Below are 11458 nucleotides of genomic sequence, written 5' to 3'. Positions count from 1 at the left end.
CGTCGCCGCCGAACAATCGTCGATTTCGGGCTGCCCTGCGCCCGCGCGCCGCGAACCGGTACCGTGAACGTATGCGAATCGTCGTGGCTCCGGACAAGTTCAAGGACGCTCTCGACGCCCGCGGCGTGGGCGAGGCCGTCGCCGCGGGGATCCGCTCCGTGGAGGCCGACGCCGATCTCACGGTGGTGCCGATGGCGGACGGCGGAGAGGGCACGCTCGACGCGGCGATCGCTGCGGGCTTCACGGAGGTGCCGGTGACCGTGACCGGGCCGCTCGGAGCACCGGTCGAGGCGGCGTTCGCCCTGCAGACCTCGACGGCCGTTGTGGAGCTCGCACGCGCCTCGGGGCTGGCCCTGGTGCCGCGCGCGCAGCGTGACGCGCTGCGCGCCAACTCGCGCGGCACGGGTGAGCTGATCGCCGCAGCCCTCGAGCACGGCGCGACCTCGATCATCCTCGCCATCGGCGGCAGCGCATCGACCGACGGTGGAGCGGGCATGCTGGCGGCACTCGGCGCCCGACTGCTCGACGCCGACGGCGCCGACGTGCCCGACGGGGGCGGCGCGCTGCGCCACGTCGAGCGCATCGAACTCGACGGCCTCGACGCTCGGCTCGCGAACGTGCACGTCACCCTCGCCAGCGATGTCGATCACGCGCTGCTCGGCCCCCGCGGTGCTGCGAGCGTCTTCGCGCCGCAGAAGGGGGCGAGCGTCGCCGAGGTGGCGCAGCTCGAACTCGGACTCACGAGGTTCGCCCGGCTCCTCGAGGACGCGCTGGGTGCGCCGCAGACCGAAGCGCGAGGCGCGTCGGAGCGACCGGCGGCGCCCGCCGCGCAGCGGGCCGGTTCGGGGGCCGCCGGGGGCGTCGGCTTCGCCGCGCTCGCGGTGCTGCACGCGCTGCGGCGGCCCGGAGTCGACGTGGTGTGCGAGCTCGCACGACTGCGAGCGCACCTGGCGGGGGCCGATCTGGTGATCACCGGGGAGGGCTCTTTCGACGCGCAGAGCCTCGGCGGGAAGACCCCGGTGGGGGTGCTGCAGGCCGCCGCCTCGCTGGAGATCCCGACGGTCGTCGTCTGCGGCCGGTCGTCGCTCTCCGAGCGCGAGTGGCGGGATGCCGGGTTCGCGGCCTGCTACGCCACGATGGATCGCGCGCCCGACCGCGCATCGAGCATGCGCGATGCGGGCGCGTTCCTCCACGAGATCGGAGCGGAGATCGCGCGGGGCCTACTCGCCGCCGCGGGGCCCGAACCGAGGCTCGGCGGTCCCGTCGTCGGCGCCCGGCAGATCCTCGATCGAGATCGCCCCCGTCGCTGAGGTTCCCGAACCCTCCTGCGGTGCCGACTCCCCCGCCCCCATCACCGGCACCGTGCTCCTCCGCAGCACCGAGATCGGCGCCGTGAGGGTCTCGACCTGCGCACCCGGATCGTCATCGAGGCCGGGGCGCCCGCGATGCGTGACCCGCAGATGCATCCCCTCGCGGTGGAAGCGCAGCCGTCGCTCGGAGAACAGCCAGACGACCCCGATCGCGAACGCGATGAGCCCGGCGGCCGCACTGATGAACAGGGTGGATCGGGGTCCGAGCGCATCGGCGGCCGCGCCCACCAGCGGCGCTCCGATCGGCGTACCGCCCATCAGGATCGCCATGTACAGCGCGAGCACGCGCCCCCGCACCGCGGGCTCGGCGGTGGTCTGCACGAAGCCGTTGGCGGTGGTGAGCATCGTCGAGATCGCGAGCCCGAAGAAGACGAGGGTCGCCGCGAAACTCCAGAACGTCGGCATGAGAGCCGCTACGAGACTCATGAGCCCGATCCCGCCCACCGCGATGATCACGACGCGCATGCGCGCCGAGGGGCGCCGGGCCGACAGCAGCGCACCGGCCAGCGATCCGATCGCCAGCACCGACGACAGCAGGCCGTAGTCGCTCGCGCCCCGCCCGAACTCGAGCGACATCGTCGACGAGATCACCGGGAAGTTCATACTGAAGGCGCCCACGAGGAACACCATGACGAAGATGACCAGCAGGTCGTGCCGCCCGCGCACGTAGCGGAAGCCGGCCGACAGCTGCCGCCACTGCGACTCGCGCGCCCCCTCGGGCGGCGCGGAGCGACGGGTGCGGATCATGAGCAGCGCGCCCAGCACGGCCAGGAACGACACGGCGTTGATGATGAAGACCCAGCCGGATCCGATCGCCGCGATGAGGAGGCCCGCCACTGCGGGGCCGATGAGCCGCGCCGAGTTGAACGACGCGGAGTTGAGCGCCACCGCGTTCGAGGTCTGGCCGAGCCCGACGAGGTCGGAGACGAACGCCTGCCGCGCGGTCGTGTCGAACGCGTTCACCACGCCGAGCGCCAGGGCGAAGCCGTAGAGGTGCCACAGCTCCGCCTGCCCCGTGATGAGCAGCACGCCGAGTCCCGCGGCGAGCAGCATCAGCAGGGACTGCGTGACGAGCAGCACCTGCCGCCGGTCGAAGCGATCCGCCACCGCCCCGCTGAACGGCACCAGCAGCAGCTGCGGGCCGAACTGCAGCGCCATCGTCGTACCCACCGCGGCGGCGTTCGTGTCCGTGAGCTCGGTGAGCACCACCCAGCTCTGCGTGGTCGCCTGCATCCACGCGCCGATGTTCGACACCAGCGCCCCGAAGAACCAGATGCGGTAGTCGCGAACGGAGAGCGAGCGGAACATTGTGGACACGGTGGGGGCGACCTCCTCGGCTGTCCTCCTACCCTACGCCCGTTCGGCGTGCGACGCCCCGGGCGCCTCACCCGCTTCCGCGCGAGCTAGAACTTGCCGCCCATGTCGAGCAGACGGCGGATGCGCTCGGGGATCGGCGGGTGCGTCGCGAAGAGCCGCTGCACCACGCCCGGCTTCAGCGGATCCGCGATCCAGAGGTGCGCCATGCTCGACTGCTGGCGCTGCAGCGGCTGCCCGTAGGTCGAGAGCTTGTGCAGCGCGCTCGCGAGCGCCTCGGGGTGGCGCGTGGTGAGCGCACCCGTCGCGTCGGCGAGGTACTCGCGCTGGCGCGAGACCGCGAGCTGCACGGCGGTGGCGACGAGCGGCGCGACGAGCATGGCGACCAGGCCGAAGATCAGCACCACGGGATTGCCGTTGTTGTTGTTGCGCCCGAAGAAGGCGAGACGCACGAGCACGTCGGCGATCATGCCCACGGCGACGACGAGCCCGTAGACGATCATCGAGACGCGGATGTCGTAGTTGCGCACGTGGCCGAGCTCGTGCGCCATGACGCCCTCGAGCTCGGGGTCGGTCATCAGGTCGAGCAGGCCGGTGGTCGCCGCGACCTTCGCGTGCTGCGGATCCCGCCCCGTGGCGAAGGCGTTCGGCGCCGGATCGTCGACGATGTAGACCTCGGGCATCGGGGTGCCGGTGGTGATGGCGAGGTTCTCGACGATGCGGTACAGGCGCGGGTGGTCGGCCTGCGTGATCTGGCGCGCGCCGCTCATGGAGATGGCCTGCCGCCCGGCCGCGAAATACTGGATCACCGCGTAGATCGCCGCCATCGCGACGACGGAGATCACGATGCCGGGCGACTGGTAGATGTACGCGGCGAGATAGCCGAGACCCCCGACGATGCCGAGGAACAGCAGGATGATGAGGACGCTGTTGACCTTATTTCGGCGGATTGCGCGGTACACGGCCCTCCCCGCTCAGAACTGGATGCGCGGCGGCTCCGAGATCGAAGCGACGTCTTCGACCTCGAAGAACTCGCGCTCCGTGAAGCCCATGCCGCGCGCGAAGAGCGTGTTCGGGAACACCTGGATCTTGGTGTTGTACTCGCGCACGCCGCCGTTGTAGAAGCGGCGTGACGCCTGGATCTTGTTCTCGGTGTCGACCAGCTCGCTCTGCAGCTGCAGGAAGTTCTGGCTGGCCTGCAGCTGCGGGTACGCCTCGGCCACCGCGAAGATGCTCTTCAGCGCCTGCTGCATGTGGTTCTCGGCGGCGGACGCCTCGGCGGGCCCCTCAGCCGAGATCGTCTCGGCGCGCGCCCGGGTCACGTCTTCGAAGACGCCCTTCTCGTGCGCCGCGTACCCCTTCACCGTCTCGACGATGGTCGGGATGAGGTCGGCCCGGCGCTTCAGCTGCACCGTGATGTCACTCCACGCCTCGTCGACGCGCACGCGGAGCGTGACGAGGGAGTTGTACGTGACCCACACGTAGCCGATCAGCAGGACGAGCACGCCGGCCGCGACGAGCGCGGCAATCAATCCACCAGACATGCTCTGCATCCTAGCGGCGGCGGCACGAAATCAGCTGGGATCGACGGGTGCGTCTGCTCGCCGGGCGGGAGCCGCGGAGCCGCCGCCGCGGAGCGCGCGCACCGCTTCGGCCCTGGAAGCGGCCCGGGCCCGCTCCCGGCGCAGCCGGGCGGCGCGCACCCGCATGAGTATCGCGAGCGCGATCACGACGAAGATCGTCACGACGAGCACGAGTTTTGCGAAGGCCACGGCACCCACCCTATGCGTTCCGCCGCAGCGCGGTTCAGGGGCGTGCCCCGAACGGGCGTTACGCTGGCTTCCATGACGCCCGACGATCGACGCCCCTCGCGGGTGAACTGGATCGTGCGCCGCGTGCTGCGGCTCTTCGCCGCGCCCCGGCTCGACATTCGCGAGGACTACGAGAAGGTGCGCCGGGCGCAGCGCCAGCTCGCCGTGCTGCCGCCCTCGCGCTACCGCGCGCTCGACGTGGAGATCATGTCGGCGGACGGCGATCACCCGATCCCGGTGCGCGTGTTCCACCCGCGTGAGCGCCGGCGCGACGAGGTGCTGCTCTTCTTCCACGGCGGGGGCTGGGTGACGGGCGACATCGAGAGCTACACGCCCGCATGCGCCATAATGGCCGACCTCACCGGGTGCGTCGTCGCGTCCGTCGACTACCGCCTCGCCCCCGAGCACCCGTTCCCCGCCGGCCTCGACGACTGCCTGCGCGTCGCGGAGTTGCTGCTCGCCGACCCGTCGCGAGCGGGCGCGGCGGCGACTTCGGAAGTCGTGCTCGTCGGGGATTCGGCGGGCGGCAACCTGACCGCCGCCGTCTCACTCGCGCTGCGCGACCGCGGAGGGCGCGGCGCGGAGCGGCAGATCATGCTGTACCCGGTGACGCACTGGGATCACGACCCGGTGACCTCCCCGTTCGCCTCCGTGCGACGGCACGGGGGCGACTACCGGCTCACCAACACCGAGGTGCAGGAGTACTTCGAGCTGTACGTTCCCGATCCCGCTGCGCGCGCCCAGCCGCTCGTCGCGCCGCTGGTCGCCGACGATCTCTCCCGGCAGCCCGAGACGCTCATCGTCACGGCCGAGCTCGACCTGCTGTGCGACGAGGGCGAGGCCTACGGCGCGGCCCTGCAGCGCGCGGGCAATCGAGTGACGGTGCACCGGGTCGACGGCGCCCTGCACGGGTTCATCACCCTGCCGCGGTTCTCCCGATCGCTGCGCGAGGCCTACGACGTGATCAACGCCTTCCTCGACGGCGACGCTCCCCCGAGCTCGGCGGAGGCCTCCGGCTGATGCCCGACTCGTGGGTGAGGCTCGACAACGCCTCGAACATCTTCCTCGCGGCGCGCAGCGACGCGGATCCGAAGGTGTTCCGCATCAGCGCCGAGGTCGACCACGACGTCGACCCGCGCACCCTGCAGGAGGCGCTCGACGCCACCTACGATCGCTACCGCCTCTACCACGCGGTGCTGCGGGGCGGCATGTTCTGGTACTACCTGCAGACGAGCGACCTGCGCCCCACCGTCGCACCGGAGCACCTGCCCACCTGCGCTCCGATCTACCGGGAGGATCGCCGCAACCTGCTCTTCCGCGTCGTCTACCGGCGTCGGCGCATCGTGCTCGAGATCTTCCACGCCCTCTCCGACGGCACCGGAGCGCTGTGGTTCCTCACCGACCTCCTCGACGCTTATCTGCGTGCGCAGGGGCCCGCTGCCGCCGCCGCCGGTGCAGGCGCTGGCTCGGGTGCGGATGCGGGTGCCGGCACGGATGCCGGCGCGGATGCCCGGGAATCGGGGCTCCCCTCGGCGCCTGCGGCCGATCCCCCGCCCGCCGCACTCGACCCCGAGCCGAGGCCGTCGCACGAGCTCATCGCCGACAGCTTCTCGCACTACTTCCACCGCGGGCGCGCGCCGATGGCGCAGACGGATGCCGCCGACCCCGCGTCCGCCGCCATCACGGTGCGCACCCGCGTCGCCGATCGCCTGCGCGCCCGCAGCGCGAACGGCGCGCCCCGGTCGCGAGTGCACCGCATCCGCGGCACGCGCACGCCCGACAACCGCACCCGCGTCGTCGAGCTCACCATGCCGGTGCAGGCGGTGCTCGCGCTCGCCCGAGCCGAGCAGTCCTCACTCACGATGTACCTGACGGCCCTCTTCTTCCGGGCGCTCCGAGAATCGATCGGCGCCCTCGGGCGCGCCGACACCCTCGCCGCATCCATCCCCATCAACCTGCGGCAGTTCTTCCCGTCGACCTCCGCGCGCAACTTCTTCGCCACCGTGCGCGTGCAGCACACCTTCTCCGCTGACGGCACCGGAGACGATCTCGGGTCGATCTGCCGCGACCTCGAGGCGCAGTTTCGCCCCAAGGCCGCGCCCCAGGCCCTCGAACGCAAGCTGCGCCGACTCATCCGCTTCGAACGGACGCCGCTGCTGCGCGTGCTCCCCCGCGTGCTGAAGGACGCGATCCTCCGCCTCATCAACTGGGGCAACAACCGGGGGCTGAGCGTCGCCGTATCCAACCTGGGCCGCGTCGTACTGCCGGAGCCCGCGGAGTCGCGGGTGGGCCGCCTGCTCTTCCACGTCTCCGCCGTACGACCGCAGTTCTGCGCCATGTCGCACGCCGGGCAGCTGACCGTATGCTTCACCTCGCCCTTCGTCGAGACCGACCACGTGCGGGCGTTCGCGCGCATGCTCACCGCCAGCGGCGTCGACGTCACCGTCGCGGCGGCGCGCGTCACAGCCGACGAGCTCGCCGCCGAACCCGACACCGGCCGCTCCGCCGGGCCCGTGCGCGGTCGGGGCGGGATCGCCGATCTCGGGAGCCGCGGCGCCGGCGATGCGGATCCGGGGGCCCGCGACACCGACCCGGGGGCGCCCGCATGAGCCGCTGCGCCGCCTGCTCCGTCACCGTCGAGGGCGCCTGGACCACCTGCCCGCTCTGCACGGCCCCCTTGACCGGCGCCCCCTCCCCCGATCCGCTGCCCCGCATTCCGCTCAGCTTCTCCAAGCGGCGCGTGCTGCAATCGCTCTTCTTCGCGTCGCTCGCCGTGATCCTCGCCTCGTTCCTCGTGCAGCTCTTCTTCTCGCGCGACCTCGACGGCATCGGGGTGTGGCGATCCGTGTGGATCGGCGTCACCGCCATGTGGCTCGTCGTGACCATGGCGGTGCGCAAGCGCCGCAACGTCGCGAAGGGCACCGTCTACCTCGTCGCGCTCATCGGGCTCGTCTGCGTGTACTGGGACTACCTGGGCGGCTGGCAGCGCTGGTCGCTGACCTACGCCGTTCCGATCGTGTGCGCCTCCGCGATCATCGCGCTGCTCATCACCGTGCAACTGCTGCGCATCGACGTCACCGAGCACCTCGTCTACAGCGGGCTCACCGTGCTGCTCGGGCTCGTGCCCTTCGTGTTCCTGCTCTTCGGATGGGTCACCAACCCCTGGGCGTCATGGACCTGCGTGCTTGTCAGCCTGCTCGTGCTCGCCGACGTGCAGGTGCTGCGCGGGCGCGAGATGCGGCTCGAACTCGCGAAGCGGTTCCACCTGTAGGGGTGGGCCCTGGCTGCCGAACGTCGTATCGCCTGTGCCCGGTGCGACATGGGGCTGCTGCTACGTTCATGTGATGCAGCGCCCGCCACGCTATCGCCTCGGCCAGTTACTCCTGGTCGCAGCCGTTCTCGCGTTCCCCTGGGCCACTGCGGTCTCCCTGCGAGTGACCCACGGCTACTCGGCCGCTGGCCTGGCATGGATGGCCGCCTCCGCGCTCATCGCGCTCGCGTTGGCGGCCGCGGGCACGTGGCTGCTCAGCGACCATGTGCGGCAGGCGCTCACGATCTCGATCGGGATCGGCCTGTTCGTCGCCCCGACCGCGTTCGGCGCGCACCTCCTGCTCTCCGACTCCCTCGTCGGGGCAGAGGGTGCGAACATCGGCGCGTGGTTCATGGTGCTGTGCGGCAATCTCGTGCTCCCGGCCGGCGGCGCGCTCGTGATCACGGCGAGCATCGCCTTCGCCGTGCAGCGGCGCCGGCGCCTGCGTCGGCTGGTGTCAGGCGTCGAGGGCGGCGCGGGTTGAGCGGTCGGATTATGCGGTGGCAGAGGTAACCGAAGCCTGGTTTAGCGCACCGCGCAACTCACCTGAGCTGCCGCTGGGGCCGTGCGGAACCCTGCCCCGCGCGGGCTCAACTGCGAAGTGGCAGCGTTTCCCAACGAGGAAGCTCCGCCGCGATCCGCCCGGAAGGTCCTTGCAACGTCCGATCAGCGGCGTGCGGCCTTCGCAGCGAGCGGCGCGTGAGCGCTAGACGCCCGTTCGGGTGATTCTCGGGGTGAACTTGGGTTGAGAAGAACTGCATCGCTTCAGCGAACTGCCAGGATTGGACGATGTCCTACGTTACCGGCGATGCGCAGTCTTATCAGTACGCGCCGCAGTACTCTCCCCCGCCGCCTCAGGCGTTCGGCCTCGCAACCGCCGCGCTTGTCGTCGGGATAGTTGCGTTCTTGCTCGGGCTGATTCCGGTAGTCGGCATTGTGCTCGGCCTGATCGGCGTCGCTTTGGGCATCGCGGCGTTGGTGAAGAAGCAGTCCAAGGGTATGGCGATTACTGGTCTTATCTTGGCGGCGATCGCGTCGCTCACTTCGGCCGTGATGACCGCGGGAGTCGGCGCAGCTTTCGACTCAGTAGCACAGGATGCATCATCCTCGACATCCGCGTCGCAGGAGAATGTGAAGTCCGCGGAACCAGATGCGTCGACTCCCTCCTCGGACCCGGATCCAGCTTCACCGCCAGCCGAGCCAGAGCCAGAGCCCGAACCCGAACCCGAGCCGGTCGAACGCCTCACCTTGGATGACGGTTGGACGATCAGCACCGACGAATTCGGTTTCTCCACAGTTGTGAACGGTTACGTTTCGAACAACAGCGATAGGGCGATCACGAACTACGTGCAAATCACGTTCGATACTCTGGATGTCGACGGTGCGAACCTCGGCACGTGCCTCGCGAACACAAACACAATCGATGCTCAAGGCAAATGGAAGTTCGAAGCCTATTGCCTCGATGGTTCCGATGAGATCAGTGACGTGAGGTTCAAGGAGATCTCCGGCTTCTGACTCTGGCATTTACTGCAGGGTTCGATTGCAACTGCAAGGTGACGTACCGCATGGATGGTCGCGACCCACGACGCCTGCGGTAGCACGTCTCTCTAGAGGTTCCGGCAGCATTCCCGCAATTCAGCTCAGCCCGCCACTGGAGAAATCTCGGTCCTGTGATCTCTCTTCACAACGAGCCTGCGAGCCATGGTCGTCAGATTAGCCGCGGGCTTTCCCCTCAGTCTCGTGACCTTCTCGGCAATTTCGGACAAGTACCTTCCGAGATCCCCGTCGCGACCGAATGCTCACTCTGCGAAGTGCGCGATCCCTGCCCGTAGGCTCTCCGGCACGTTCGGCATGCACCGATCTTCGACAAGCCGAAAGTCTCTGCTTCCGAACCACGATGCGGAAGCATGGCCCTTTTTCGTCCCCCCGCAGGGATTCGAAACCGGTGCTACCCCTAACGGTCACGGCCATCATTTGATGGATTGTTGTTTTTAAGCGGTTTTTCGAGTCGTTTCAATTTCCGTGAACGGGGCATAGTTTCACAAGTTGTTGCGGAAAAGTTGCGAGCACCGACTGGGGTCACGTTTGAAACGCGGGCCTTTCTCATCGGAGGATGGGGGTGCGTTCGCCCCCCCCCCCCCCACTTTGTCCGAAAGGGGGTCGCTACTACCGACACCCTTGTCTCGCTTGACAGGGCGAAGGGGGTGGCGGTTCACCACACCCCTACGGTCGCACTTCAATTCTTGAGGCTTCGATAATCGCATCGATCTCTTCACGCTTATAGAGCGGCTTCCTACTTCCCTGCAGGCGATAGAAGGGGAACCGCCGCTTCGCGGATCGTAGGTTCGCGAGAGACTTCAGGTCGTGGCCGGTAAGGCGTGCGAGCTCCTCGGGTGTCATCCATTCAGTCATCAGACCAGTATCGAAGACATGGAAGACAACATCGCAGCCGTGATACGCAAGATGATCCGCGAAGAAATCGTGGCTGTACTGAAGCAGCCTCTGTCAGTCCAGCCGGAGTCTCCGCTTCGCCACTACTCCGTGAAGTCTGCGGCCGCTCTTCTCGACACCAGCGAAGACTACGTTCTCGCTCGAATCAAGGACGGGTCACTTCCCCGGGTGGTAGACCTTGGCGGCTCACGCGCGAGGTACCGCATCCCGATCCAGGCGCTGCGAGAGTTCATAGACTCACGAGCGATCCGCTAGGAGCCGAATGTGGGATGGTGCCGATACTGACAGCACACCCGTGCCGCGACACGAATCATGTTTGAACCTGTGAGCCGCACATGCGCGAACACTAACGTTCGGTTATGAATGAAAATAATACGATCGACGTCATGAATGAAGGACCGCTCGGCCTGAAATCGGTGCTTGTAGGGTCCCTTCCGGGCAGCTTGATCGTTAACGGTGAGCTCACTCGTTACACCGTCGAAGCGGTATTTACCCGGCGAGCGAAAACAGCCGAAGTAACGCAGATCATGGCAGAATCCACGCGCGAGCGCCTCGCGCGAGAGGGGTATCCAGACGCATACCTGCAGGTGAGTGACCGCAGACTGCTCATTCACGAGACAAACCTTGAGGAGCTCAGAGATGGGCTGGCTACCGTGATTGCGGAGACGCTAGCGGAAATCGCGGCCGGCGTATTGAGAGACGAACGACTGGCGATTCTCGCGGCAGAACTGAACGATGAGCGTGAGCTGCAGCGCGCGAAAGCGGTGCTTGCTCTCGCAGAGTCCATCGACTTCTCGTTGCCTTCGAGTTATAAACCGCAGTCGGCGTCATCGGACGAACACGCACCCCAGTCCGCGGAGGCCTAGGACTGGAACGATAAGTAAGGCCGCTCGAACACTCCGGGCAGCTGACGTCTCACCAGAGGTCGCGATGAGTAGTGCCGAGGGCTGGCACCCAAACTTCTGGATGACTTCTCATGCTCGAGGAAGGGGCAGGATGTCGACTTAAGAGGGCAGGCGCAACCACTGATAACTTCCTCACACACGTGACAGTCTTGTGGTTGTCATCGAAGTCTCCTGCCCCATAGCTCGACCACTCCGATGGCCGGCAAGCGCCTCACTTCCATCTCGGGAGCGGGGCGCTTACTGCTCAATACACTTCTACCGTGTCAGGTCAGGACTCATGTTTCCCAGATGTCCTTC

General features: G+C 67.9%; 13 protein-coding genes. 8 read left to right on the top strand and 5 right to left on the bottom strand.

The annotated features are described in order from the left end of the window. Positions 1 to 71 precede the first annotated feature (71 nt). Positions 72 to 1310: a glycerate kinase gene (locus BLT44_RS14405; RefSeq protein WP_074690438.1), complete on the top strand. Its 1239-nt coding sequence runs from the start codon at positions 72 to 74 to the stop codon at positions 1308 to 1310. Here BLT44_RS14405 and BLT44_RS14400 read toward each other — a convergent pair. The 4 genes from BLT44_RS14400 to BLT44_RS14385 form a co-directional block, all read right to left on the bottom strand. Beyond that, the gene (locus BLT44_RS14400) at positions 1221 to 2678 is read right to left on the bottom strand and encodes an MFS transporter (protein WP_010156541.1); all 1458 of its coding nucleotides are present in this window, start codon (positions 2676 to 2678) and stop codon (positions 1221 to 1223) included. The genes BLT44_RS14405 and BLT44_RS14400 overlap by 90 nt on opposite strands. A 95-nt stretch (positions 2679 to 2773) precedes the next feature. Next, on the bottom strand, positions 2774 to 3646 hold the full coding sequence (locus BLT44_RS14395) for a M48 family metalloprotease (protein ID WP_010156540.1): 873 nt from the start codon (positions 3644 to 3646) through the stop codon (positions 2774 to 2776). Positions 3647 to 3658: 12 nt separating this feature from the next. Further along, complete coding sequence (locus tag BLT44_RS14390; RefSeq protein WP_029608246.1) at positions 3659 to 4228, bottom strand: LemA family protein; 570 nt, start codon at positions 4226 to 4228, stop codon at positions 3659 to 3661. A gap of 30 nt (positions 4229 to 4258) precedes the next feature. Further along, positions 4259 to 4456, bottom strand: a complete 198-nt coding sequence (locus tag BLT44_RS14385) for a hypothetical protein (RefSeq protein ID WP_010156537.1) — start codon at positions 4454 to 4456, stop codon at positions 4259 to 4261. A 72-nt stretch (positions 4457 to 4528) separates the two neighbouring features. Between BLT44_RS14385 and BLT44_RS14380 the strand changes: the two genes are divergently transcribed. The 5 genes from BLT44_RS14380 to BLT44_RS15470 all read left to right on the top strand — a co-directional run bounded on the left by BLT44_RS14380 (position 4529) and on the right by BLT44_RS15470 (position 9320). After that, on the top strand, positions 4529 to 5515 hold the full coding sequence (locus tag BLT44_RS14380; protein WP_010156536.1) for an alpha/beta hydrolase: 987 nt from the start codon (positions 4529 to 4531) through the stop codon (positions 5513 to 5515). Beyond that, positions 5515 to 7104 (top strand): hypothetical protein, encoded by a 1590-nt coding sequence (locus BLT44_RS14375; RefSeq protein ID WP_010156535.1) that lies wholly within the window; start codon positions 5515 to 5517, stop codon positions 7102 to 7104. The genes BLT44_RS14380 and BLT44_RS14375 overlap by 1 nt, the downstream gene beginning before the upstream one ends. Then, positions 7101 to 7766, top strand: coding sequence for a DUF6320 domain-containing protein (locus BLT44_RS14370; RefSeq protein WP_010156534.1), 666 nt, complete (start codon positions 7101 to 7103; stop codon positions 7764 to 7766). The genes BLT44_RS14375 and BLT44_RS14370 overlap by 4 nt, the downstream gene beginning before the upstream one ends. Positions 7767 to 7839: 73 nt before the next feature. Next, complete coding sequence (locus tag BLT44_RS14365; protein ID WP_143026174.1) at positions 7840 to 8289, top strand: hypothetical protein; 450 nt, start codon at positions 7840 to 7842, stop codon at positions 8287 to 8289. Positions 8290 to 8594: 305 nt separating this feature from the next. Further along, entirely contained in the window at positions 8595 to 9320 is a 726-nt protein-coding gene (locus BLT44_RS15470; protein ID WP_010156532.1) for an FxLYD domain-containing protein, read from the top strand. Between the two features lie 708 nt (positions 9321 to 10028). Here BLT44_RS15470 and BLT44_RS15465 read toward each other — a convergent pair. After that, positions 10029 to 10217, bottom strand: a complete 189-nt coding sequence (locus tag BLT44_RS15465) for a helix-turn-helix domain-containing protein (RefSeq protein ID WP_143026173.1) — start codon at positions 10215 to 10217, stop codon at positions 10029 to 10031. An 18-nt stretch (positions 10218 to 10235) separates the two neighbouring features. On the opposite strand from BLT44_RS15465, the gene BLT44_RS14355 reads away from it, so the two are divergent. Both BLT44_RS14355 and BLT44_RS15040 read left to right on the top strand, forming a co-directional pair. Next, positions 10236 to 10511, top strand: coding sequence for a helix-turn-helix domain-containing protein (locus tag BLT44_RS14355; RefSeq protein ID WP_010156531.1), 276 nt, complete (start codon positions 10236 to 10238; stop codon positions 10509 to 10511). Between the two features lie 131 nt (positions 10512 to 10642). Next, on the top strand, positions 10643 to 11122 hold the full coding sequence (locus BLT44_RS15040; protein ID WP_176783313.1) for a hypothetical protein: 480 nt from the start codon (positions 10643 to 10645) through the stop codon (positions 11120 to 11122). Positions 11123 to 11458: the final 336 nt, after the last annotated feature.

It is taken from the genome of Leucobacter chromiiresistens (assembly GCF_900102345.1).
In the GTDB taxonomy this organism is placed as follows: domain Bacteria; phylum Actinomycetota; class Actinomycetes; order Actinomycetales; family Microbacteriaceae; genus Leucobacter; species Leucobacter chromiiresistens.
The sequence above is the reverse complement of the archived record's forward strand: the minus strand, read 5'-3'. Positions and strand labels throughout refer to the sequence as shown.

What these genes read in the sequence shown, in the direction of transcription:
- BLT44_RS14405 (WP_074690438.1), top strand. Translation starts at nt 72, where the DNA reads ATGCGAATCGTCGTGGCTCCGGACAAGTTCAAGGACGCTCTCGACGCC.
- BLT44_RS14400 (WP_010156541.1), bottom strand. Translation starts at nt 2,678, where the DNA reads ATGTTCCGCTCGCTCTCCGTTCGCGACTACCGCATCTGGTTCTTCGGG.
- BLT44_RS14390 (WP_029608246.1), bottom strand. Translation starts at nt 4,228, where the DNA reads ATGTCTGGTGGATTGATTGCCGCGCTCGTCGCGGCCGGCGTGCTCGTC.
- BLT44_RS14380 (WP_010156536.1), top strand. Translation starts at nt 4,529, where the DNA reads ATGACGCCCGACGATCGACGCCCCTCGCGGGTGAACTGGATCGTGCGC.
- BLT44_RS14375 (WP_010156535.1), top strand. Translation starts at nt 5,515, where the DNA reads ATGCCCGACTCGTGGGTGAGGCTCGACAACGCCTCGAACATCTTCCTC.
- BLT44_RS14370 (WP_010156534.1), top strand. Translation starts at nt 7,101, where the DNA reads ATGAGCCGCTGCGCCGCCTGCTCCGTCACCGTCGAGGGCGCCTGGACC.
- BLT44_RS14365 (WP_143026174.1), top strand. Translation starts at nt 7,840, where the DNA reads ATGCAGCGCCCGCCACGCTATCGCCTCGGCCAGTTACTCCTGGTCGCA.
- BLT44_RS15470 (WP_010156532.1), top strand. Translation starts at nt 8,595, where the DNA reads ATGTCCTACGTTACCGGCGATGCGCAGTCTTATCAGTACGCGCCGCAG.
- BLT44_RS15465 (WP_143026173.1), bottom strand. Translation starts at nt 10,217, where the DNA reads ATGACTGAATGGATGACACCCGAGGAGCTCGCACGCCTTACCGGCCAC.
- BLT44_RS14355 (WP_010156531.1), top strand. Translation starts at nt 10,236, where the DNA reads ATGGAAGACAACATCGCAGCCGTGATACGCAAGATGATCCGCGAAGAA.
- BLT44_RS15040 (WP_176783313.1), top strand. Translation starts at nt 10,643, where the DNA reads ATGAATGAAGGACCGCTCGGCCTGAAATCGGTGCTTGTAGGGTCCCTT.